This is a genomic window from Plesiocystis pacifica SIR-1, assembly GCF_000170895.1.
Classification (GTDB): Bacteria; Myxococcota_A; Polyangia; order Nannocystales; family Nannocystaceae; genus Plesiocystis; species Plesiocystis pacifica.
Genome location: NZ_ABCS01000089.1, coordinates 17,409 through 39,509 on the forward strand (window position 1 = coordinate 17,409; position 22,101 = coordinate 39,509).

Here is a 22,101-nt window from a genome sequence, read left to right on the forward strand (position 1 = left end):
CCGGTCGATTTGTGGGCGCGCTAGGCCTGGAAGCATGAACGCCAAGCACAGCTCCAAACACCCCCGCGAGGGCGGCCAGCGGGTCCCCCGGATCGGCATCGACATCGGCCGGGTGATCATCGCCGGCGGCGTGGGCACGGCCGACACCGCCTTCTTCGGCCACGACCACGACTCGGCCATGGCCACCCCGAGCATGCCCGGCGCCTTCGAGGCCGTCGCCGAGCTCGTCGACGCCTTCGATCGCCGCGCGTGGCTCGTGTCCAAGTGCGGGCCCCGGATCCGCGCGCGCAGCCTCGCGTGGCTCGACCACCACGACTTCTGGGCGCGCACGGGCCTGCCCCGGGAGCAGGTCCGCTTTTGCCGCGATCGCAAGGACAAGGCCATCCACGCCAAGCGCCTCGCGCTGACCCACTTCATCGACGATCGCTACGACGTCCTGCGTCACCTCGTCGACCTCGTCGATCACCTCTACCTGTTCGGCGAGCAAAAGAAGACCCGGCGGCCGAGCGACTCCCCGGCCTTCGCGGCCATGACCCCCACGCGCAGCTGGGCGGAGCTGCTCGAGCTCGTCGACCGTCCAAGCGCGCGGAGGGCCTCGTGAACCCGGACAGCGCGGCCCACGGTTGGCCCAGATCCATCCACCCGCCGATCTGGGCGCCGCCGAGCTCAGCTAGTACCGCGTGTCCGAAGTCCGTGCCGGGTTTGGGGCATCGCTGGGACCCGAGGGCAAGGAGCCGCGACGACGCTGTGGTGGACCACTGCTAGGAGCGGCGACACAGCCATTCGGGTTCCAGTGCCGCTCCATACCCGGCACGGACTTCGGACACGCGGTACTAGTGGGGAGCCCGCTGTCCACTAGCCGAGGCTTCAAACCCCGCCCCCGCCAGGGGGCTCTTTGTTTTGCTTCGCGACCCTCTGCACCTACTGCCATTCGGTGTACCAAAGTTCAATCAGCACCTTTCTCGCCAAGAAGTGTCATTCAGTCGCATTGTCAAACAGGTTTTCAACTGACACTCTCATTTCACAATTAGTTTTCGTGATCATTTTCACGCTTTTTAGTTTGCTCATCGAAGACGCGAAGGGGCCCCTAAAACGCCATTTACTATCCCACCAGAAACCGTCTAGAGCATTTTGGATGACCTCGCTCGAGCACGGTGCGAGCGAACGCATGGTGACGGTCCTGTTTCGAGCTTCTCGTGGATTTCCTCCAATCAGGCCACTACCGATCGAGCGGTATCAACCAATACACAATTTTATATTTACACACTTATATGCACCCATCATAGTGCGTCCAAGGCAATGAGCCTTCGCCATTCGAAGTGTGACCATATCGCACTGGGCGAAGTCATTGTCTCTGGAAAGGCCCCGTGATGCGTTCGAAAGCTGTTCAAATCCCCCGTTTGCTCACCGTTCTAACCGCGGCTCTTGCGGTTACCGCGTGTGACCCCGAGCCCGAAGGTCGCCCCAGCAGCGAGTTCCAGGCCGAGGACGAGTCCGATCCCAGCGCGGGAATCGTGGCTCCGGTCTACCGCCTCAACGACAACATCCGCGACGAGAGCGGCTTCGAGGCCAAGCCCACGGGGCGCTTCATCGTGATGGTCAAGGAGGGGGAGCCCAGCGCGAGCTCGCGGGAAGCGATGATGGCCCACTTCTCCGACATGGTCATCGAGGACACCATCGACGCGCCCAACATGCACGGCTTCGCCGGGCCGCTGTCCGAGGACGACATCGACCAGCTCAAGTATGACCCCGAGGTCGCGTTCATCGAGGAGGAGCAGCTGTTCTTCGCCAACGGACCGACCAACCTGTGGGGCCTCGATCGCATCGATCAGGCCAACTTGCCCCTGAACGGGGACTACACCGTCGAGGCCGACGGCACCGGGGTCGAGGCCTACATCGTCGATACGGGCGTTCGCAGCTCGCACAGCCAGTTCGCCGGGCGCATGGGCCCGGGCTACGACGCGATCGGTGGCGGGACCGAGGACTGCAACGGCCACGGGACCCACGTCGCGGGCACGGTCGGCGGCTCGACCTACGGCGTCGCGACCAACGTCAGCATCCACCCGGTGCGCGTGCTCGGCTGCAGCGGCTCGGGCAGCACCACGGGCATCATCAACGCGCTCAACTGGATCGGGCAAAACGCGACGCTCCCGGCGGTCGCCAACATGAGCCTGGGCGGCGGCGGCTCGAAGGCCCTCGACACCGCGGTGGCCAACCTGGCCAACGCGGGCGTGGCCGTGGTCGTGGCCGCTGGCAACGAGAACCAAAACGCCTGCAACGTGTCCCCCGCGCGCGAGGCCTCGGCCGTGACCGTGGGCTCGACGACCAGCAGCGACAACCGCTCCGGGTTCTCGAACTGGGGCAGCTGCGTCGACGTGTTCGCCCCCGGCTCGAGCATCACCTCAGCCTGGCACACCGGCAACAACGCCAGCAACACCATCTCCGGCACCTCCATGGCCTCGCCGCACGTGGCCGGCGTGGCCGCGCTCTACCTGCAGGGCAACCCGAACGCCACCCCGGCCCAGGTCGCAGCGGCGCTCGAGAACAACGCGACCCCGGGGGTGGTCTCGGGCACCAACGGCTCGCCCAACCTGCTGATCAACACCGACTTCATCACCGGCGGCGATCCCATCGGCGACCCCGATCCCGATCCGACCCCCGACCCCGATCCCGATCCCGATCCGACGCCGGACCCCGACCCGACCCCCGATGATCCGGGCGGCTGCTACGACAGCTGCGGGGGCCAGTCCGCCGACGGCTGCTGGTGCGACGACGCCTGCGTCAACTATGGCGACTGCTGCGACAACTACGAGGACGAGTGCGTCGAGCCGCCGCCCAACCCCGACAGCTGCCAGGAGACCAACGCCTGCGGCGGGCAGGCGCCCGGCGGGTGCTGGTGCGACGCCGCCTGCGTCAACTACGGCGACTGCTGCTCCGACGGCCCCTGCTAATCGAGGCCCCGCTCGAGCTCGCGGCCTGGGGGGACTCCTCCAGCGCCGCGTGCTCGTTCGGCATTGGTGTGAAATCGTCGCCCTGCCCGGCCGTTGGTGGGCGTGGCGACGTCCCCCCGTCTCGAACCGTGGGCTCCATGCGCGCTGCTGATCGCGTCGCTGGCCTGCGCCCAGCGGCCGCCCGAGCTCGGCGCGCCTCCGGACGCCGCCGAGCTCGAACCTGGGCTCGAGACCCAAATCGAAACCGAAGCGGGCGCCCCACCGCTCGTCTTCCCCGGGCACCGCTACCCCGAGGACGGCTTCGTGCTGACCGCGGACGCGACCATCCAGGGCTACGTGAGCGGCCCGTCGCGAGCGGGCCACGAGCGGGCCACGGCCCGGAGCCTGCTCGAAGCGAGGCCGGCGCGCGACGGCAGGCTCCGGCTGCGCTGGCGAACCCTCGAGCTGTTCGAGTTCGCCGCCAGCGGCAGCCTCGCCCCAGAGCCCAGCGAGCCGAGCGCGGCGCTGTTCTCCACCAAGCTCGCAACCTCGTTCGCCGAGGCCATCGTCACGGGCCACGGCGAGCTCGACACCGCCGCCATGCGTCGACGGGGGACCTACGGCTCGACCCCCGACGTGGCCATCGGGCTGTTCGAGCTCCCCCTCCTGCCCGCCGTGGACCTCACCCCCGGGGTGGTCCACGAGTCCGCGGCCGAGCTCCGCGAGATGCCCATGGCCACGCAGCTGCTGGTCGAAGACCTCCCGGTGGCGCGGGCCGGAGAGGTCGTCCAGGTCCCCGTCGAGTGCACGACCCGCTGGGTCCTGCGCGCCTTCACCCAGCGCGGCGACGCCCGGCTCGCCGAGCTCGACTACGCCACGACCTGCGCGGGCACGGGCGCTCCAGCCCGGGTCGGGCCCTACTCGACCACGGAGGTCGAGGCGCCGCGGGCCTTTCACTACGCGTCTCAGTTCACGCTGCTCTTCGACCTCGCCGCGCGCCTGCCCGTCGAGCTCAGCGGCTACCGGGAGCTCGAGTACGGCGTCGACGCCGGAGACCGGCACCCGCGCCGCGAGTCCTACCTCGAGTATTCGGTCCGCTACACCCCCGGGCTCCGCCCCGCCCGCCCCGCCGTGGAGCCCCGCTTCGACCTCGCCGCGGGCCCCCCCGACGTGCCGGTCCAGGCCGTCTACACCCCCGACCCGGACCCGCGCCGCCTCGCCGACACCGCCGCCGCCCTGGGCATGCTCGAGCCGCGCTCGGTGGTCGAGTTTTGCGTGGCGACCAACGGCAAGACCACCCGGCTGCGCGTCGTCGAGTCCCACGACCCCGACGTCGACCTGGCCCTGGTTGCGACGATCGCCAAGTGGCGCTTCAAGCCGGCGCTGCGCGACGGCGAACCCGTCGAGGCCTGCCTGCGCGAGACCTTCGAGTTCGACCCCGCGGCCGTTCGTTACCGTTAGAGCCCCACAGACGCCTCGAGCCGGGGGCGCTTCGTCGCTGCCCGCTCCTCCGCTCGGGTCGTGGGGCAATGGAGTTGGTGCCTGGAAGAGGGCCCGTGGTCGCCCCCGCTCGCGGGGGCGTGGACTCGTTCACAGTCGCTGCTCTCGGTCGTGGACGTAGGGCGAGCGAGGCAAGGGCCAAAACAGAGACTGTGCGTGATTCTGGTCTCCGCGCTCGTGAAATCGTCGTCGAGCGTCGGCGTTGGTCGCCCGTGGCGAAGCCCCCGAGAGTCTCGCCGTGGGCCGTGGTCGCGATCCCGCTCGTCGCCATGGCCTGCGCCCCGCAGCCTCGACCCGAGGCGACCGAGCCGCCCCCGTTGCCGACGCTCGCGTTCCCCGGCGAGGGCTACGCCCGCGAGGGCTTCGTGATGACCGTGGACGCGACCGTCGAGGCCCGCGAGCGCGGCCCCGTGAAGACCGGCCACCGCCACTTTTCGACCCGGAGCCTGCTCCGCGCGTGGCCGACGAAGGACGACGGGCTGCTCGTGAACTGGCGCGTCATGGAGCTGTTCGAGCTCGCGACCAGCGGCGACCTCACGCCCGAGCCCAGCGCGTGGAGCCCAGCTCGCTTCGAGGCGTGGTTCTCGACCCTGACCGCCGCGGCCTACGTGGATCGCCACGGGGCGCTCGAGGCCGTGGCCGAGCACAGCAAGACGCCCCGCCCGGCCCTGGGCTTCGCGCTCCCGAGCCTACCGACGGTCGAGCTCAGCCCCGAGCGCCCCTTCGTATCCAACACCGAAGACCTGGAGATCAGCCTGTGGGCCCAAGAGCTGCTCGCCGACCCGCCGGCCGTGCGCGTGAACGAGGTCATCACGCTGCCCGTGACGTGCACGGAGCGCTGGACCCTGCGCGAGATCTCGGTGCGCGGGGACAGCCAGATCGCCGAGCTCGACTACGCCTCGACCTGCGCGGGCACGGGGGAGCCTCCCCGGGGCGACGCGGACGATTTCGAGGGTCCCGTCCCCACGCCGGACTACCGCCAGCGCTCGGGCTTCACCCTGCGCTTCGATCTGGACGCGCGCCTCCCCGTCGCGCTGAGCGGCTACCGAGAGACGGAGCACAGCGTCGCCGCCAGCTCGCACCGCCCCACGCAGGAGCGCGACCTCGAGTTCTCGCTCCGCTACACGCCGGGCCTGCACCTGCCCGTGGAGCCCAGCCTCATCCCCGAGCCCCGGGCGCCCGAGGGCCTCGAGCTCGAGGCCAAGGCCATCTACCGCCCCGACCCCGACCCCGACCGCCTCGCGGACACAGCCGCCGGTCGCGGCCAGGCGAGGCCGCGCTCGGTGATCGACTACTGCGTGGCGGCCAACGGCGCGGTCACGCGGCTGCGCGTCGTCGAGTCCCACGACCCCAGCCTCGACCGGCTGATGGTCGAGACCGTCGGCAAGTGGCGCTTCAAGCCGGCGCTGCTCGACGGCGAGCCCGTCCAGAGCTGCGCCCGCGAGGTCTTCGAGTTCGAGCCGCCCAACTAGGCCACGCGGTTGGGCTCGGGAGCTCGGCTCTACAGGTAAGCCTGCAGCGCCCGGAGGGCGAAGGCCGTCGTCAGCACGTCGGAGCCGAAGTAGATCTCGCGCCGCCCGTAGCGGAACAGGCTGTCCCGCGGCCACGCCCCGTCGGGGCCCTGCATGCCCGCGAGGACCTCGGACTCGCCGCCGTCGTCCATCCCCAGCCAGTTGGAGATGATCACGCGCTGGGCGATGTCGAGGGGGAAGCCGGAGCTGCCCTGGCGCTCCCCGACGGCGTCGCGGAGGGGCTCGAGCAAGAGCTCGTGGGTCTGCGGGAAGCGCCGAACCAGGCGCGCGGTGAAGTACAAGAAGGCGTCGGGGCTGTGGTAGTAGCGGGTCCCGTCGACGAAGGCCCGGTGCACGAGGACGTCGTGGACGTGGCGCAGGGTCGGCCCCATGGCCTCGGTGCGCCCGAGCATGTGGGCGAGGAAGAGGGTGTTGGCGCAGACCACCGGGTCGATGAGGCCAGAGCGCTCACCCGTGGGATCGAAGTAGGTCTCGATCACCCCTTCGCCGCTGGTGTTGGCGAGCATGCGATCGAGGGCCAGGTGCGCCTCGTCGCCGACGGGCGCGCCGCCGCGGAGCAGCACGGACAGGCCGAGGGCGGTGCAGTCCGCGTCGGCCGGCAGGCGCTCGTGCTCCTTGAAGAAGTGGAACAGCGCGTCCGAGGTGAGCTCGCGGCGCAGCATCTCGAGCACGCTCTGAACCACAAATCGGTGCTCGGGCTGACCCATGAGCAGGTCCGCCACGATCATCGCCGTGAACGACTCGGGATAGACGCCGCGGCTGTCGACCGACAGGTCGCGCGTGGGGCCCGTGAGGCACGGAAAGTAGGTCTGCCCTGCGCGCCAGGAGCGAAGTACGACCTCTCGAGCGGCGCTCGCGTCGACGGAGAGCTGACCCTCTCCGGAAGGCCCCACCGAGCCCAAGGGCCGGTGATGCTTTCGCTTCGGTACTGTGAGTAGTTGGAGCTCGATAGTCACGTTGCCTTACCTGGCTTCGTTCGGAAAATGCGCACTTTCTGTGCCTAGTTCGGAGACCCGGTCCATGGATCTCGCAAATCCGCTGACGCTGTATGGGTGGGGGAGTGACCCAGATTTCCCCGATTGTCTGATTCGGCGATTAGCCGGCGAAATTCGGGTTCGGCCCGTCAGCTGGCTGCGACCCTAACACTTCATGGGGCATACAGCCACACCCAAATTTCAGTGTCACGGGAATGACCAACTATTCATCCCACACCAAACCACTGACCCTTCTATCAGCACTACCTGATCCTATAGTGTGCCAAATGATTCCCCCAAGTCGCGAATACAGTGGTCATATAGCCCGAAGTCCTCCCCTCCCCTTCGCCCAGATTGGACGAAAGCGGCGCAAACGTACGAATTACGTTGTTCTTCCGCAGGAACGAGGGCTCCGCACATCCGACCACACACGGAAAAGGGACAAAGTGTGTCAATTGCGCACTTTGGCGCCCGGTGACGGTAGGGATGGAATCGCGCCTGGCAGCCATCGAGGCGATCTATCGGAGCAAACGCAGGCCTCATGGACGGTGCGTCTCGTGCGCGACTCGTGGTAGGACCTTCCTCAGACGCCACTGACACCCGCCTGGCGGGGGCGTTGGAGAAAATCGAACATGAGTACGACCTTGAGCATGTGGCTGGGGATCTTGTTTTTGATCCTGGCGATAACCGCAGTCTTCCTTCAGGCCTGGCTCTGGGGCCCGAAGTTCTGGAACGAAAAAGAGAAGAAGACCGAGGCACCCCGAGCCTGGCTCCGCGTGCACGCGGCCGTGGGCTACCTCTACGGCCTGATCTACGTGGTGATGATGTGGAACATGGTTCCGCGTCTGTGGGAGTACCAGTACGAGCTCCCCGCCCGAACGGTCATCCACGCCGTCGTGGCCATCGTGTTGGGTGTCCTGCTGATCACCAAGATCCTGATCTTGCTGTTCTTCCGCCACTTCGAAGAGGCGATGCCCAAGTTCGGCTTCGGCCTGCTGATGTGCACGGTCATCTTGATCACCCTATCGGTGCCCCACGCCGCGCGGGCGGTGGACCTCCAGGGTCGGATCAGCGACGAGGACAACATCGCGCGGGTGCAAAAGGTTCTGGGTGAGCTCGACTTCGGCGAGCAGTCCGTCGACATGGACGAGCTGACCTCGCGGAGCGGGCTTCAGCACGGCCGCGACCTCCTGGTCAACAAGTGCGTCAGCTGCCACGACATGCGGACGATCCTGCTCAAGCCGCGGACCGGCAAGCGCTGGCACGACGTCGTCGTGCGCATGAAGGACAAGCCGGATCCCTTCAGCGCCGAGCCCCTGCTCGACGAAGAGATCCCCTACATCACGGCCTACCTCATTGCGATCACGCCGGACATCCAGGCCTCGCGCAAGCGCAAGGTCGAAGTCGAGCGCGAGCGCGAGGAGATGCGCACCAAGGCTCAAGAGGCGCTGGCCAAGGCGCCGGAGGCCGCCGGCGAGGACGTCGGGGCGGACTCGGGCAAGACCATCGCCGTGGACGAGACCGCGGCCAAGGCCATCCTCGACAACCGCTGCACGGATTGTCATGAGCTCGACGAGGTCGAAGCCCACGGTGGGGGCGACGTGACCGAGTGGGCCAAGGTCATCAGCGAGATGGTCGAAGAGGGCGCTGAGATCCCCGACGATGAGGCGACTCAGCTCGCGGCATACCTCGCGAAGGTGTACCCCAAATAACCACTGCCCCAATTCGCCCTATCGACTGGCGGACGTGCAACAACGCCCGCCAGCCGGCGAATTGAGTCGACTACGGAAAACCCGGGCCAAAGGCGCTATGATCCGAGCGCCGTCGACAATGGTGTCGGCTGCTGAAGGTCCCAGCATGCGAGCCCAGGCAGCAGAGGTCACCCCGGTCATCCGTTGGGCGATCGTGGACCACGTGCTGATCGTGCTCAGCGGGACCGGCTCCGTGCCCGACGACCAGTGGCAGGGCATGCACGCGGCGATGAACGAGGAGGCGGTCCGGGTCTACCTGGGCGTCAGCGTGGGCAGCGTGCACCTGACCCGGGCGCAGCGCCAAGAGGGCGCCGAGACCGTCAAGCGCCGCAAGCTGCTCGCGGTCGTGGTCACCGACGAGCGCCTGGTCCGGGGCGTGGTCACGGCCGTGCGCTGGCTGGGCGCCGACGTCAACGCCTTCCCCCTCGACGAGCTCGGCCAGGCCCTCGAATTCGTCAACCTCGGGCCCGACGCCAGGGCCGTCATCGACGAGCTCGGCGTCGGGATTTCCTGAGCACCTACAGGCCCGAGTAGCGGCCGCCGGCCTCGGCACCGGCGGCGTAGATGGTCTCGATGACGGCGAGGGTCCGCTCGGCGAGCTCGGCCAGGGGATCCTCCGCGCCGAGCTCCTGGCGCAGGGGCCCGAGCCCTTCGGCGCAGCGGCGGGCCATGGCGTCGACCAGGGCTCGAGCGGCGTCGAGGCCGGCGGCCTCGGCGAAGCGCAGGACCAGGTTGCGCTGGTTGAGCTCGCCGCGCTCGCGCTCGTAGCTGGCCAGGTCGTTGAGCAGCCGGGCCCGCACGCCGAGGCTGCGGACGTAGGCGCCCAGCCGCGGGTCGGCGCCCTCCCCCGTCCGAGCCAGGCGCGCCCCGTCGAGGCCAAAGAGCAGCGCCCCCGTGGCGATGAGGTGGCGGACCGAGCTGTCGACCTCGGCCTCCAGCAGGTAGCTCAGCTCGGTCCAGCGCTCGCCCCCCGTGCGCGCGGCGAGGGAGCGGCGGGCCTGGAGCTCGAGGAACTCGACGCCGGTCTCGAGCCAGGGCTCGAGGGCTCGCGGCTCCGAAGCGTCCTCGAAGGCCTCGACGAGAGCGCGCCACAATCGGGCGACCTCGGGAGCCGTCGGCGCCACCGCCGGCGCCGCGGCGAGAGCGGCCCAGTCGAGGGTCTCGATGGCGCTGGGTTCGCCGTCGTAATAGTCGTCAAAGACCACGAAGGCCGCGATGTCGAGGAGCAAGCGCTGGGACTGGGCGGCGTCCAGGGGCGCGAGGCCGTCGAAGGGGCGCGCGCGCAGGTCCGCGTCGAGGCCGGTGACGAAGGCCTTCGAGGCGCCGAGCTGGGCGCGCGAGAGCTCGAGCGAGAGGCCACGCTCGCGGATCCACGCGCTCAGCTCCATCGTGTCGACTCCCGATGCATGGCAAATCCGATTCAGCGGCCGAAGAGCTGGACCAAGCGGCCGCTGTGGGGGCGCGGGTCGAGGGGCGGCAAGCTGGTGATCAGGCGCTCGAGCACCGGCAAGGCCCGGCGTAGCACGCCGGTGCTGGCGAGCTCCGAGGGCGGCCCGGCGTAGACGAGCACAACCCGGTAGATCCCGGCGACGGGCTGGCTGGACCACCCCAGGAGCTCGCCGGACGCCTCGGGTCCGAAGGGCTCGCTGCCCTCGCGGCGATCGAATTGCTCCCGGGCCAGGTGGATCGCTCGCGCGATGCGGAGCCACCGGCGCCACGTGCTCGCGTCCCAGCGCGCGGCGCCGGGGTGGGCGCCGACGAGGGCCGCGAGCAGCTCCGGCGCCCCGTCAACGGCGGCGGGCGCATCGTCACCCGCGGCCAGGATCGCCCCGAGGTCCACGCCCGCGTCTGCGCTCGCGCGCGCGACGGTGGCCCAGGCCCTGAGCGCGTCGGCGTCGAGGGCGTCTCGGCCCGGCGCCAGGTCCGAGCGGGCCCAGACCACCGGCGAGTCGACGTCGATGACCGCGGCCGCGAGGGCGCCGCTGCGCTCGGCCAGGACCTTCAGGGCGTGGTGCAGCTGGGCCTGGGCGGCGCGCTGGTGGACGCTGCTGCCCTGGCCCCGGGCGCGGCCCGGATCGTGCGCGCTCGAAGGGTCGACGGAGCCCGCCTCGACGTGGCCTTTGGGGGAGCGCTCGGACAAGGTCACGCCGAGACCCTCGAAGGCAGCCGCGAGGGCCTCGAGGCGCGCGCTCGCGGCTTCGAGGTCGACCGCTTCGGCATCCGCTTCGGCGCCTGGCTCAGGCTTGAAGTCGAAGCTCGCCACGATCCGCCAGCCGCCCTCGAGCTCGGCCCACACGACCCCCTCGCGCCGCGGCCCGCCGCCGCCAAACTCCACGTGGGCGTCGTCGCTGCCGAGCTCGCGCTCGACCAGAGCCAAAAAGCGCTCGAGCTCGTCCATGGCGGGGCTCAACCCTGGGCTTGGGCGGCCAGCTCGCCCGGCGCGAACACGCCGCGCTCGGTGATGATCCCGGTGATCAGCTCGGCCGGCGTGACGTCGAAAGCGGGGTTGCGCACCGGCACGTCCGCGGGCGCGCGCAGGTTCCCGCCGTGACGCCGAACCTCCTCGGGCTTGCGCTCCTCGATGGGGATCGCCGCGCCGCTCGCCAGGCTCATGTCGATGGTGGTCCACGGCGCCGCCACGTAGAAGGGGATCCCGTGGTGCTTGCACAGCACGGCCACGGTGTAGGTCCCGATCTTGTTGGCCGCGTCGCCGTTGGCCGTGATCCGGTCGGCCCCGACGATCGCCGCTTGGATCTCGCCGCGGGCCATGAGCGCCCCGGCCATGTTGTCGCACAGCAGCGAGCAGGGGATCCCGTCGTGCATCAGCTCCCAGGCCGTCAGCCGCGAGCCCTGGAGCAGCGGGCGGGTCTCGTCGACGAACACGTGCAGCTCGGTGCCCGAGGCGTGGGCCGAGCGGATCACCCCCAGCGCGGTGCCGTGGCCCGAGGTCGCCAGGGCGCCGGTGTTGCAGTGGGTCAAGATCCCGCCGGCGGGCAGGCAGCTGGCCCCGTGCGCGCCCATCTCCAGGCAAAAGCGCAGGTCATCCTCGACGTGGCGGGTGGCCTCCTCGCGCAGGGCCTGACGCAGGCCGGCTCCGTCCACAGCGGGCTGCTGCGCCCGCGCCTTGGCCAGGGCGCCGCGCTGCTGCTCGATCGCCACGAACAGGTTGACCGCCGTGGGTCGGGTGTTGGCCAGGCGCACCGCGGCGGCATCGAAGGCGGCCTGGAAGGCCTCGGGGTCGTCGGGGAAGGCGAGGCTGAGCACGTAGAGGCCGTAGGCCGCCGCGCACCCGATCGCCGGGGCGCCGCGCACCGTGAGGGTCTCGATGGCGTGGGCGATGGGCTCCAGCTCGCGCAGCTCGACCCAGACCTCTTCGATGGGCAGGCGGGTCTGATCGAGGAGCCGCAGGGCGCGACCGTCGGCGGACAGCTGCACCGGGCGCAGGCCCTGGTAGGTGGAGGGGTCGGTGGAGATCGCGTTCATGATCAACTCGGTAAAAGTCAGTCGCTGGAGGAGTCTCGGTGCTCGGCGAGCACGGTCGCCAGGACCTCCTGGACGACCTTGGGGTTGGCCTGGCCCTTGGAGCGCTTCATGACCTGGCCCACGAAGAAGCCGCGGAGCTTGTCCTTGCCGCCGAGCAGCTGGGCGAGCTGCTTGGGGTTGGCCGCGACGACCTCGCGGATCATGGCCTCGATCGCCCCGGTGTCCGAGACCTGCCTGTAGCCGTCGCGCTCGACGATGGCCGCGGGCGAGCGGGCCTCGGCGTAGCTCTTGTCGAGGACCTCCTTGCCAGCGCGGCGCGAGATGGTCCCGTCCTCGACCAGGGCGATGAGCTCCGCGAGCCAGCTCGGCGTCACCGGGCAGTCCTCGATGGCGTGGCCGTGGCCGTTGACGAGCTTGAGCAGGTCGCCGGTGATCCAGTTGCACGCGAGCTTGGCCGTGCCTTCCCCCCCTGGTTTCAGGGCGGCGAGGGCGTCGTCAAAGTAGGCCGCCAGGCCCTGCTCGGCGCTGAGCACCCCGGCGTCGTAGGTCGACAAGCCCAGGCTCAACAAGCGCCGCCGCCGGGCCCAGGGCAGCTCGGGGACCGCCGCCCTCGCGGCCTCGAGCATGGCCTTGGAGATGCGCAGCGCCGGCATGTCCGGCTCGGGGAAGTAGCGGTAGTCCGCCGCCGCCTCCTTGGTGCGCATGATCTTGGTCTGGTCCCGGGCCGTGTCGTAGCTGAGCGTCGACTGGACCACGGCCTCGCCGCGATCGAGCAGGTCGGCCTGGCGCCGGATCTCGGCCAGGATCGCCGCCTCGAGGAACTTGAAGGAGTTGAGGTTCTTGATCTCGCAGCGCGTCCCGTAGGTCTCGCTGCCCGCGAGCTCGCGCCGACGCAGGGACACGTTCGCGTCGCAGCGCAGCGTGCCCTCCTCCATGTTCGCCTCGGAGATGCCCAGGGTCCGGACGAGCTGCCGGAGCTCGCGCATGTAGTCGGCGGCCTCGACCGCGGAGCGCAGGTCGGGCTCGGACACGATCTCGACCAGGGGCGCCCCGGCGCGGTTGTAGTCGATCAGGCTCAGGCCCTCGCTGCCGTGGCCGCCGTGGGTGTTCTTGCCGGCGTCCTCCTCCATGTGGATGTGGTGGAGGCGGACGGTCTTGGTCGCAAAGCCCTCGCTGTCCGCGGCGCCGCGATCGGGGATCTCCACGGCGCCGCCCTGGGCGTAGGGCAGGTCCGACTGGGTGATCTGATAGCCCTTGGGCAGGTCGGGATAAAAGTAGTGCTTGCGCGCCCACCGGGACACGGGACGGATCGCGCAGCCGAGCGCCAAGCCCAGGCGCAGGGCGTACTCGACCGCGCGCTGGTTGGGCACGGGCAAGGTCCCCGGCAGGCCCCAGCTGTAGGCGTCGGTCAGCGCGTTCGACTCGGCGCCCACGTGGTAGGCGCAGTCCGTGAACATCTTGGTCTCGGTGCTGAGCTGGCAGTGCACCTCGAGCCCGATGACGACCTCGTAATCGGCGACCGCCATCAGCCCTGTCCTCCCTCGAAGGTCGGGCGCTCCGCGGCCCAGGGCGTCGCGGCCTCGTGGGCGGCGCTGACTCGCAAGAGGGTGGCCTCGTCGAGGCGCCGGCCCGTCAGCTGCAGCCCGATGGGCAGGCGCGGGCAATCGTCACAGGGCTCGCAAAAGCCCGCGGGGATCGAGATCGCGGGCAGCCCCGCCAGGTTCGCGCCGATCGTGAACACGTCGCTGAGGTACATCGCCAGGGGGTCGTCGAGCTTCTCGCCCAGGCGCCACGCGGGCACCGGCGAGGTCGGGCTGGCGATCAGGTCGCACCGCTCGAAGGCGCCGGCGTAGTCCCGGGCCAGCAGGGTGCGGACCTTCATCGCCCGGCCGTAGTAGTCGGCGTAGGACTCGGAGCGGAGCACGAAGGTGCCCAGCAGGATGCGGCGCTTGACCTCGGCCCCGAAGTGGGTCGAGCGGGTGCGCTCGTAGAGCTCGACCAGCGAGCTCGGGGGCGAGTCCTCCCGGGCCGCGCTGGCCCCGTAGCGCACGCCGTCGTAGCGCGCGAGGTTGGAGCTCGCCTCGGCCGTGGCGACGACGTAGTAAGCCGCGACGGCGAGGTGGAAGTGGGGTAACTCGACGTCGACGAGCTCGGCCCCGCGCTCGGCCAGGACCTCGAGGCTGGCCTCGAAGCGCGCGCGCACGCTGTCGGCCAGGCCCTCGCCCAGGCTGCTGCGCTGGACGCCGACCTTGACGCCCTTTAGATCGCCCTCGCGCCCGGCGTCGACGGCCGCGAGGTAGTCGGGCACGGGCGCGCGCAAGCTCGTGGCGTCGCGCGGATCGGCCCCAGCGAGCACCGAGAGGCCGAGCGCCGCGTCCTCGACGGTGCGCGCGAGCGGCCCGGCCTGGTCGAGGCTCGAGGCGAAGGCGATCATCCCGGCCCGGGTCACGCGGCCGTAGGTCGGCTTGAGCCCGACCACGCCGCACAAGCTCGCCGGCTGGCGGATCGAGCCGCCCGTGTCCGAGCCCAGGCCCAGGGCGCACAGCCCCGCCGCGACCGCGCTGGCCGTGCCGCCGGAGCTGCCCCCGGGCACGCGGTCGAGGGCCCAGGGGTTGCGGACCGGCTCGAAGGGCGTGTTCTCGTTGGACGAGCCCATGGCGAACTCGTCCATGGCGAGCTTGCCGAGGATCACGGCGCCCGCGTCGAGCAAGCGCGCGGCGTGGCTGCCCGCGTAGGGCGGCCGCCAGCCCTCGAGCATGCGCGAGCCGCAGGTCGTGTCCAGGTCGGCGGTGACGAAGTTGTCCTTGAGCCCCACGGGCACGCCCGCGAGGGGCCCCAGGGTCGCGCCGCGGCTGCGCTCGGCGTCGATGGCATCCGCCCGGGCCAGCGCCCCCTCGGCGTCGACGAGGCGGTAGCTGTGCAGGGCACCGTCGCGCTCGGCGATCGCGTCGAGGTAGGCCTGGGTGAGCTCTCGAGCCGAGCGCTCGCCGCTGCGCACGGCCTCGGCCATGGCGCGCGCGGACATCGAGCGCGGGGAAGGGTCGATCGAGGTGGGATCGTCGGCCATCGCAGCGTCAATCCTTGAACTTGGGCACCGCGACCAGCGAGCCCCGGGTCTTGGGGGCGCCCGCGAGGATCGCTTCCACCCGACCGTCGGGCCCCGGCGTGTCCGCGCGCAGGGCCTGATCGCCCTCGTCGCTCTCGTGCTCGAACTCGGGCACACCGTCCACGTCGGCCTCGGCGAGGCAGCGCAGGTAGGCGAGCACGGTGTCGAGCTGCGACCCGATCGAGCGGGCCTCGTCGTCGCTGAGGCGCAGGCGCGCGAGCCCGGCGAGTTCGTGGGCCATCTCCTCGGGTGGGGCCGAGCGGTTCATGCCGGCGGAGGGTAACAGGCAGGGGGATCCCCGCTGCAGGTGCGAAGGGCTCCGCGCAGCGACACCCGCAGCCACCCCCGGGGCACCTGGCGCGTCTTCCTCCCCGCCTTCGCGAGGGGCCGCAGATCGGCTCCTGGACCTCAAATCTCGCGGCTTTGCTGACACCTCCGCGAAGCCGCGTTATCTGTGTGTACATGGCGTCGAGCTCCAGCGCCCGCGCGACCGCGCGATGGCTCCTCGCCGCGGGCCTGGTCGGCTGCGTGGGCGTGGGCGCGCTGGCCTGCCAGGTCGAGAGCGACGAGCTGGGCTCGACCTCCCTGCTCGGGGGCGAAGATCCCGCCGTGCGCGCGGGCGAGCTCGCCCGGATCCACGTCACCCTCCAGCCCCAGCCCGACCTGCTCGAGCCCGAGCCCCAGCTGCAAGTCCACGCTCGCTTCGTGGAGTACCGCGGCATGGACGAGCCCGAGGCCCGAGCGCGCACCAACCTCGCGCGCTTGCCGTGGGAAAAGGGCGCGCAGCAGCTCGTGGTCGGGCAGTGCGTGGCGAGCGAGTCCCTCGTGCCGCCCACGGAGCCCGGCAACGCCGAGGACATCGACCGCCGGGAGCTCTCTTTGCTCGACGTGGGCGACCTCCGAGTCCGCCTGGGCGAGCGCGAGCTCGTCGCGGGCCTGAGCCTGGTGCCCGACGTGCTGCCGTGGCTGTCCGGCGTCGAGTACCTCCACGTCGACGACCGCCTCCCGGTCCTGGCCCCTCGCCCCGACGGGACCTCGCCCGTGACCGTGATCGTCGACGGCGCCCCCGAGGACGGCGTGGGCAGCTTCCGCGTCCAGGCCAGCGCGCCCGAGGCCCTGCAGCTGCAGACGGCTCACCTCGGCGGCGATCGCCTGTCCGTCGCCTGGCAGCCCCCGGGCTCGAGCGGCGAGGTGCTCTTGCTCGAGCTCCAGGCCTTCAGCAGCGACGACGCCCGCGAGCCCCAGGGCGAAGCCGTGACCTGCCTGGTCGCCGACTCTGGCCGCTCGGACCTGGCCCTGACGCCGCTGATCGACGCGGGCCTCGACGCCCGCGCGGGCCTGCTGCGCGTGAGCGCCAGCCGCTTCGACGTGCGCCGCGTGTCCGCTGGGCGCTTCACCGACGTCGAGGTCGTCGTCGAGCTGCGCAGCCAGGCCACCCTCGGCCTGACTCGCTGACGCCTGCCGCCTCGCTTGGCCTCGACCTGCGGTCAGCGCCCACGCGCGACGACGACGCGCGGGTCGTCGTCGCTGTCGTCGTCGTCCTCCTCCACGGCGTCGACGTCGATTCCGAAGACCTCCTGGAGAATCGCCTTCTCCTGGACCATCCTCAGCTCCCGGCGCGCCGCGAAGTACACGAACACCGCGACGAGCACGAGCACTGGGTTTTCGACCACGATGCCCCAGGCGCCGAAGCCCAGGGCCAGCCAGCGGCCGAGCTTGGCCGCCATGCGCGTGGCCTTCAGCCGACCGTGGCGCTGCTGCGCCCAGGCCCGGAACACCCGGCCGCCGTCCATGGGGAAGGCCGGGACCAGGTTGAACACCCCCAGCATCACGTTGGCGTAGAGCAGCCCGCCGAGCACCACCCCGGGCAGCCCCCCGGCCGTCAGCGCCCCGCTGAGCACACCGACCAGCGCCAGGGCGCCCGCGATCGCCAGGTTGACCGCAGGGCCAGCGAGGGCGATCCACAGCTCGGCCTTGGGATCCTCGGGGCTCCGCTCGAGCTCCGCCACGCCGCCGATGGGCAGCAAGGTGATGCGCCGGGTCTCGATGCCGAAGCGCCGCGCGACGAGGGCGTGGCCGAACTCGTGGAGCAGCACGCAGGCGAACACCGCCAGGGCAAAACCAACGCCAAAGGCCACCGCCACGCCCGAGCCCGCCGAGGTCCAGGTCGAGAAGGCGACCCACGCGAGGACCAGCGCGAAGCTGGCGTGGATGCGGGTCGGGATGCCCAGGATGCGACCGAGGTGCCAGGACCAGCGGTCTTTACGGTCGGCCTCGGTCGGCGCGCGGTACAGCGGTTCGTCCACGGGCTCAGGCTAAGTCGAGGGCTTCGGATCGCAACCAGGCGACTCGATCGGCTCCCTGGCGACCTTTGTGGCCGAAACCCACCGCGGCCCGCGGCTGTCGGCGAGCATCTCCGCCACCATAGTGCGTGTCGATGTCGCACATTGGTCCAAAAGTGCGATGGGACCGCATGACACGCCGCGTACGGAGCGCCCCGCGGCCCGACTCAACGCTATAGTGAAAACCAGCCGGTCTCGCTCACGATCGCGGCACTCGCGTCGCCGCTAAAGTGGCGAATTCGTTCACGGAGGTCCGTTGAAATTTTCACGCTCAACGGGGGATTGTGCCCGTCTAGTCGGGGGGGCGAGCGTAGACGACATGACTCGGACGCTTTGGTGGATTCCGTTGGTATTGGCGAGCGTCGGCCTCGCGACTGGTTGCTACGCCGGCCTCGAGCCGGGGCAGGGCGAGGGCGCGGACGAGCTCGGGACCGACGGCTCGGAGGTGGGCAGCGACGCAGGCGAGTCCGGCGAATCGGACGAGTCCAGCGACGGCGATGCCGGCACGGAGGCGGGGGAGCCCGAGCCGGGGATCTACGCCGACGGCATCGCGGTCGATCGCGTCGAGATCAACCAGGCGGTGGGCATCGACCTGGGCATGGGCGGCCAGGCCATCGCCGAGGGCTCGCGCGTCGCCCCGGTGATCGCGGGACGCCCCGGCCTGGTCCGCGCCTCGTGGTCCATCGACGCCGGCTTCGAGCCGCGCATGATCCAGGCCCGGCTGATCCTGACCGCCGACGAGGGCACCACGAGCTACGTGCTCGAGCGCTACGTCGGCGCAGCGCCCGGGCCCAACGACTGGGGCAGCTTCGACGGCGTGTTCACCTGGGAGCTCGACGCCGACGCGATCACCGGCTCGACGGCGATCACCGTGGAGCTGCTCGAAGACGACGGGAGCCGAGCGGGCGCCGACGCCAGCGAGGGCGCCCGCTTCCCGGCGACCGGCGGTCTGGATCTCGCGGCCATCGACGGGCCGATGACGGTCAAGGTGATGATCGTCCCGGCCACCGACCCCAACGTCGACTCCACGCCGATCACCATCTCCGACGCCTTCCTCGACGAGCTGCGCGTCAACCTCTACAACTTCTACCCGGTCCGCGACGTCGAGCTGCAGGTCCACGAGCCCCTGCTGCTCAACGCCTGCTACGACGGGCCCTCCGTCATGGCGCAGCTGTCCGCCCTGCGCAACGCCGAGGGCCTCGGCGACGAGTGGTACTACCACGCGATCGTCGGCAACTCGAACGAGAGCTACTGCAACACCGGCGGCTACTCGTGGCTGCTCGAGGACGAGTTCCCGGGCAACGATCGCGTGTCCTTTTCGATCAACCACTGGGGCGAGTCGCCCAACAACTGGACCCACGAGCTCGGCCACTGCCACGGGCGCCCGCACACCTGGGAGGACGGGACCTACCAGCCCGCCGCCGCCGACGGGCCCGACTGCGGGCGGCGGACGACCTGGGGCTACGCGCTGCTCCCCGGTCCGCACCCCAAGGCCAACGAGTGGGACTTCCCGGCGCTGCAGGACCTCGACGACTGGCTCGTGCCGCCGACCGAGGGGCTGGGCCTGTCGGGCTACTGCCTGGGCCACTCCGACTACGACACCTGGGGGCCCGCGCTCAACGACATGATGAGCTACGCCTACCCCTACTGGATCAGCGCCTACACCTACCGCGAGCTGGCCGAACGTGTCGCGATCGTGTCGAGCTACGGCTCGCCCGCTCCGGGCGGGGGCGGAGATCTCGGCGCCGCGGCCGAGGGTGACCCGCGTTCGCTCAACCTGGTGTTCACCGCCGACGGCTCGGTCCACCAATACGTCAGTCGAGGCTGGCCCAAGGGATTGCAGTCGGGCGGCGAGCTCGGACTGCGCGTGGAGCTGCGCGGCGCCACCCAGAGCGAATCGCGCGCGCTGAAATTCGCACCCAAGCGCGGCCCAGAGGGTGAAATTCGCGGCCTCGTGATTCCCCTGGGCGAGCACGGGCCGAACGCCTGGAGCGCCGGTGAGCTCGAGATCGAAGGCGCGCTCACGGGCTCGCAAGCGGACGCGCCCACAACCCACCGCCTGGTCATCGAGGGCTGAGAACACCCCCGAAGCACGTGTGAGCCCACGGAGGAGGGCTCGCGTTGACGGGCGCTTTGTCGCGCTCCTATGCTGCGCGCCATTCGTTCACGGCCCAGCGCTCGTCAGCGTCCACGGGCCCCTACCAGGAACGCAATTCGAGATGTCCCGAAGCCTGTTCACCAGCGAGTCCGTTACCGAAGGCCACCCCGACAAGATCTGCGACAAGGTCTCCGATTCGATCCTCGATGCGATCATCGCCGACGACCCCAAGTGTCGCGTCGCCTGCGAGACCATGGTCAAGACCGGCTTCGTCGTCGTCGGCGGCGAGATCACGACCTCGACCTACGTCAACATCCCCAAGATCGTCCGCGACGCGGTCATCGAGATTGGCTACGTCAGCTCCGAGATGGGCTTCGACGGGAACTCCTGCGGCGTGCTCGTGGCCATCGAGGCCCAGAGCCCCGACATCAACCAGGGTGTCGACCGCGACGAGGGTGAGCAGGGCGCCGGCGACCAGGGCATGATGTTCGGCTACGCCTGCCGCGAGACCGACGTGCTCATGCCCATGCCGATCCACCTCTCGCACAAGCTGACCGAGCGGCTGACCAACGTGCGCAAGCAGGACCCGAGCAGCTTCCTGCGCCCCGACGGCAAGAGCCAGGTCTCGGTGGTCTACGAGGGCGGCAAGCCCGTCGCCGTCGACACCGTCGTCATCTCGACCCAGCACTCCGAGGCCGTCACCCAAGAGCGGCTGCGCGAGTTCATCATCGAAGAGGTCATCAAGCCGGTCATCCCCGCCGAGCTCCTCTCGAACCCCACCTACCACATCAACCCCACCGGCCGCTTCGTCATCGGCGGCCCCATGGGTGACGCCGGCCTGACCGGTCGCAAGATCATCGTCGACACCTACGGCGGCATGGGTCGCCACGGCGGCGGCGCGTTCTCGGGCAAGGACCCGTCCAAGGTCGACCGCAGCGCGGCCTACTACGCCCGCTACATCGCCAAGAACCTCGTCGCCGCCAAGCTCTGCGATCGCTGCGAGGTCCAGCTCGCCTACGCCATCGGCGTCGCCGAGCCCGTCAGCGTCCGCGTCGAGTCCTTCGGCACCGGCAAGGTCGACGACGACAAGCTCGCCCGCCTCGTCCGCGAGCACTTCGACGCCCGCCCGGCCAAGCTCATCTCCGAGCTCGACCTGCTCAAGCCCGTCTACGCCCGGACCGCCGCCTACGGCCACTTCGGCCGCGAGGGCTTTAGCTGGGAGAACACCGACAAGGCCGCCGCCCTCGCCGGCTGAGCCCCGCCGCTCGCCGAGCGGTCAAAGAGGCCCGCGCCCCCACCCCGGGGACGCGGGCTTTTTCGTCTTTGCGCCCGCCCGACCGCTCGTGGGAGATTCAGACCATGGCCGCACCCCTCGACACGAGTCGGATCATGGGCATCGTGCTCCTCAGCCTGACCGTGGTGCTGTGCTACCAGGGCTGGAAGAACACCAACGCCGTCTCGACGACCAAGCACATCGCCAAGGACCACGCCTGCGACCTCGACGGCAGCTGCATCGTGACCGGCGACGAGGCGACCATGGCCAAGACCAACCCGCTGTGGAACGACTTCGAGTTCACGACCACGCACGGGATCATGACCGTGTCGTGCCACCGCTCGCTGTACTTCTTCGGCCCCTGGGAGTGCACCACCCGCGAGGGCCGGCTCGTCAATCGGGCGCTCTAGCAAGCTGCTGAACGCTCGGCCCTCACTTGGTTCCGCTCAGAGCGCGGGCACCGTCCGCGACGGAAAGACTGCTCCGGCGTAGGTCTGAAGCAGCTGGTCGAGGGGGCCGGACAGGTTCTCGCCGGTCGCCACGCGGGCGTCGAGCTGGGCTTTTTGTCGGGTGGTCACCTTGTTGAGGACGCCACCTTTCCCCCGCAAGACCTCTCGCTCGTTCTGGGCGGCGGTCCGCCCGGCGCTGGCCGTCCCGCCGCCGGTCATCGGGTGCGAACCATTGTCGGCGAGGGCGCCCGCGAAGCTCTCGTCCCCGCGCGCGATGCTCTGCAGCGTCAGCGCCGAGCTGAACAGGATCGAGCGGTGCCGGGCCCCCTCCGCCACGAACCACGTGACCATGAGCTCCCGCATCGTGGTCCGGCTGGCCGGGGCGACGTCGTCCAGGGGATCGTCGGGGTTGGCCAACATCCGCAGCATCACCGCCGCCTTGGACGCGTCGGTCATCGGCTGCCCGAGCGCGTCCTGGACGTTGGCCATGTGCCCGATGAACGCCGGGTAGCTGACCCGGTCCGCTGGGGGCGCGTTGGGGACGTTGGCGAAGCCCGGCGGCGTCGCGTCGGACGCGTACATGATCTCCGCCCCCGAGTGGAACACCACGAACTCGCCGTTGGCGTGGGTGGCCGAGGGCGGGTTGACCCCGATCGTGATCCG

General features: G+C 70.2%; 19 protein-coding genes. 10 read left to right on the forward strand and 9 right to left on the reverse strand.

What is annotated here, in order from left to right:
* Nucleotides 1-34 precede the first annotated feature (34 nt).
* The 4 genes from PPSIR1_RS31755 (at nucleotide 35) to PPSIR1_RS31770 (ending at nucleotide 5,902) form a co-directional block, all read left to right on the forward strand.
* Nucleotides 35-601, forward strand: a complete 567-nt coding sequence (locus PPSIR1_RS31755) for a hypothetical protein (RefSeq protein WP_006975336.1) — start codon at nucleotides 35-37, stop codon at nucleotides 599-601.
* A gap of 913 nt (nucleotides 602-1,514) precedes the next feature.
* The gene (locus PPSIR1_RS31760) at nucleotides 1,515-2,951 is read left to right on the forward strand and encodes a S8 family serine peptidase (protein WP_006975337.1); all 1,437 of its coding nucleotides are present in this window, start codon (nucleotides 1,515-1,517) and stop codon (nucleotides 2,949-2,951) included.
* A gap of 102 nt (nucleotides 2,952-3,053) precedes the next feature.
* On the forward strand, nucleotides 3,054-4,391 hold the full coding sequence (locus PPSIR1_RS31765) for a TonB family protein (protein ID WP_157596174.1): 1,338 nt from the start codon (nucleotides 3,054-3,056) through the stop codon (nucleotides 4,389-4,391).
* A gap of 284 nt (nucleotides 4,392-4,675) precedes the next feature.
* Nucleotides 4,676-5,902, forward strand: a complete 1,227-nt coding sequence (locus tag PPSIR1_RS31770) for an energy transducer TonB (RefSeq protein ID WP_006975339.1) — start codon at nucleotides 4,676-4,678, stop codon at nucleotides 5,900-5,902.
* Nucleotides 5,903-5,931: 29 nt separating this feature from the next.
* Here PPSIR1_RS31770 and PPSIR1_RS31775 read toward each other — a convergent pair whose 3' ends face one another.
* Nucleotides 5,932-6,855, reverse strand: a complete 924-nt coding sequence (locus tag PPSIR1_RS31775) for a hypothetical protein (protein WP_157596175.1) — start codon at nucleotides 6,853-6,855, stop codon at nucleotides 5,932-5,934.
* A gap of 713 nt (nucleotides 6,856-7,568) precedes the next feature.
* Here PPSIR1_RS31775 and PPSIR1_RS31780 point away from each other — a divergent pair.
* The gene (locus PPSIR1_RS31780; RefSeq protein ID WP_157596176.1) at nucleotides 7,569-8,648 is read left to right on the forward strand and encodes a hypothetical protein; all 1,080 of its coding nucleotides are present in this window, start codon (nucleotides 7,569-7,571) and stop codon (nucleotides 8,646-8,648) included.
* Between the two features lie 145 nt (nucleotides 8,649-8,793).
* On the forward strand, nucleotides 8,794-9,201 hold the full coding sequence (locus tag PPSIR1_RS31785; protein ID WP_006975342.1) for a hypothetical protein: 408 nt from the start codon (nucleotides 8,794-8,796) through the stop codon (nucleotides 9,199-9,201).
* A gap of 4 nt (nucleotides 9,202-9,205) precedes the next feature.
* On the opposite strand, the gene PPSIR1_RS31790 is transcribed toward PPSIR1_RS31785, so the two are convergent.
* The 6 genes from PPSIR1_RS31790 to gatC are packed head-to-tail and all read right to left on the reverse strand — an operon-like array spanning nucleotide 9,206 to nucleotide 15,544.
* Nucleotides 9,206-10,075 (reverse strand): terpene synthase family protein, encoded by an 870-nt coding sequence (locus PPSIR1_RS31790; RefSeq protein WP_006975343.1) that lies wholly within the window; start codon nucleotides 10,073-10,075, stop codon nucleotides 9,206-9,208.
* Nucleotides 10,076-10,107: 32 nt separating this feature from the next.
* Nucleotides 10,108-11,085, reverse strand: a complete 978-nt coding sequence (locus PPSIR1_RS31795) for a hypothetical protein (protein WP_006975344.1) — start codon at nucleotides 11,083-11,085, stop codon at nucleotides 10,108-10,110.
* Nucleotides 11,086-11,093: 8 nt separating this feature from the next.
* Nucleotides 11,094-12,170 (reverse strand): S-methyl-5-thioribose-1-phosphate isomerase, encoded by a 1,077-nt coding sequence (gene mtnA, locus PPSIR1_RS31800; protein ID WP_006975345.1) that lies wholly within the window; start codon nucleotides 12,168-12,170, stop codon nucleotides 11,094-11,096.
* A 17-nt stretch (nucleotides 12,171-12,187) separates the two neighbouring features.
* Nucleotides 12,188-13,696 carry an Asp-tRNA(Asn)/Glu-tRNA(Gln) amidotransferase subunit GatB gene (gatB, locus tag PPSIR1_RS31805; protein ID WP_006975346.1) on the reverse strand — a complete coding sequence of 503 codons (1,509 nt, stop codon included), beginning with the start codon at nucleotides 13,694-13,696 and terminating at the stop codon, nucleotides 12,188-12,190.
* Nucleotides 13,696-15,237: an Asp-tRNA(Asn)/Glu-tRNA(Gln) amidotransferase subunit GatA gene (gatA, locus tag PPSIR1_RS31810; protein WP_006975347.1), complete on the reverse strand. Its 1,542-nt coding sequence runs from the start codon at nucleotides 15,235-15,237 to the stop codon at nucleotides 13,696-13,698. Before gatA ends, gatB begins: the two co-directional genes overlap by 1 nt.
* 7 nt (nucleotides 15,238-15,244) lie before the next feature.
* Nucleotides 15,245-15,544 (reverse strand): Asp-tRNA(Asn)/Glu-tRNA(Gln) amidotransferase subunit GatC, encoded by a 300-nt coding sequence (gene gatC / locus PPSIR1_RS31815; RefSeq protein ID WP_006975348.1) that lies wholly within the window; start codon nucleotides 15,542-15,544, stop codon nucleotides 15,245-15,247.
* A gap of 194 nt (nucleotides 15,545-15,738) precedes the next feature.
* Here gatC and PPSIR1_RS31820 point away from each other — a divergent pair, with 194 nt between their 5' ends.
* Complete coding sequence (locus PPSIR1_RS31820; RefSeq protein ID WP_157596177.1) at nucleotides 15,739-16,731, forward strand: hypothetical protein; 993 nt, start codon at nucleotides 15,739-15,741, stop codon at nucleotides 16,729-16,731.
* A gap of 32 nt (nucleotides 16,732-16,763) precedes the next feature.
* Here the strand turns inward: PPSIR1_RS31820 and PPSIR1_RS31825 are convergent, their stop codons facing one another.
* Nucleotides 16,764-17,582: a site-2 protease family protein gene (locus PPSIR1_RS31825; protein WP_006975350.1), complete on the reverse strand. Its 819-nt coding sequence runs from the start codon at nucleotides 17,580-17,582 to the stop codon at nucleotides 16,764-16,766.
* A 355-nt stretch (nucleotides 17,583-17,937) separates the two neighbouring features.
* Between PPSIR1_RS31825 and PPSIR1_RS31830 the strand changes: the two genes are divergently transcribed.
* The 3 genes from PPSIR1_RS31830 to PPSIR1_RS31840 all read left to right on the forward strand — a co-directional run bounded on the left by PPSIR1_RS31830 (nucleotide 17,938) and on the right by PPSIR1_RS31840 (nucleotide 21,399).
* Nucleotides 17,938-19,695: a zinc metalloprotease gene (locus tag PPSIR1_RS31830; RefSeq protein ID WP_157596178.1), complete on the forward strand. Its 1,758-nt coding sequence runs from the start codon at nucleotides 17,938-17,940 to the stop codon at nucleotides 19,693-19,695.
* A 142-nt stretch (nucleotides 19,696-19,837) separates the two neighbouring features.
* A complete protein-coding gene (metK, locus tag PPSIR1_RS31835) occupies nucleotides 19,838-20,971 on the forward strand; it encodes a methionine adenosyltransferase (protein WP_006975352.1) in 1,134 nt (377 codons plus the stop codon).
* A 104-nt stretch (nucleotides 20,972-21,075) separates the two neighbouring features.
* Entirely contained in the window at nucleotides 21,076-21,399 is a 324-nt protein-coding gene (locus PPSIR1_RS31840) for a hypothetical protein (protein ID WP_157596179.1), read from the forward strand.
* A gap of 36 nt (nucleotides 21,400-21,435) precedes the next feature.
* Here PPSIR1_RS31840 and PPSIR1_RS31845 read toward each other — a convergent pair.
* On the reverse strand, nucleotides 21,436-22,101 hold a 666-nt coding region (locus tag PPSIR1_RS31845), incomplete at its 5' end, for a hypothetical protein (RefSeq protein WP_006975354.1).

Coding starts and splice junctions, on each gene's coding strand:
- PPSIR1_RS31755 (WP_006975336.1), top strand. CDS start 35: ATGAACGCCAAGCACAGCTCCAAACACCCCCGCGAGGGCGGCCAGCGG.
- PPSIR1_RS31780 (WP_157596176.1), top strand. CDS start 7,569: ATGAGTACGACCTTGAGCATGTGGCTGGGGATCTTGTTTTTGATCCTG.
- PPSIR1_RS31785 (WP_006975342.1), top strand. CDS start 8,794: ATGCGAGCCCAGGCAGCAGAGGTCACCCCGGTCATCCGTTGGGCGATC.
- PPSIR1_RS31790 (WP_006975343.1), bottom strand. CDS start 10,075: ATGGAGCTGAGCGCGTGGATCCGCGAGCGTGGCCTCTCGCTCGAGCTC.
- PPSIR1_RS31795 (WP_006975344.1), bottom strand. CDS start 11,085: ATGGACGAGCTCGAGCGCTTTTTGGCTCTGGTCGAGCGCGAGCTCGGC.
- mtnA (WP_006975345.1), bottom strand. CDS start 12,170: ATGAACGCGATCTCCACCGACCCCTCCACCTACCAGGGCCTGCGCCCG.
- gatB (WP_006975346.1), bottom strand. CDS start 13,696: ATGGCGGTCGCCGATTACGAGGTCGTCATCGGGCTCGAGGTGCACTGC.
- gatA (WP_006975347.1), bottom strand. CDS start 15,237: ATGGCCGACGATCCCACCTCGATCGACCCTTCCCCGCGCTCGATGTCC.
- gatC (WP_006975348.1), bottom strand. CDS start 15,544: ATGAACCGCTCGGCCCCACCCGAGGAGATGGCCCACGAACTCGCCGGG.
- PPSIR1_RS31820 (WP_157596177.1), top strand. CDS start 15,739: ATGGCGTCGAGCTCCAGCGCCCGCGCGACCGCGCGATGGCTCCTCGCC.
- PPSIR1_RS31830 (WP_157596178.1), top strand. CDS start 17,938: ATGACTCGGACGCTTTGGTGGATTCCGTTGGTATTGGCGAGCGTCGGC.
- metK (WP_006975352.1), top strand. CDS start 19,838: ATGTCCCGAAGCCTGTTCACCAGCGAGTCCGTTACCGAAGGCCACCCC.
- PPSIR1_RS31840 (WP_157596179.1), top strand. CDS start 21,076: ATGGCCGCACCCCTCGACACGAGTCGGATCATGGGCATCGTGCTCCTC.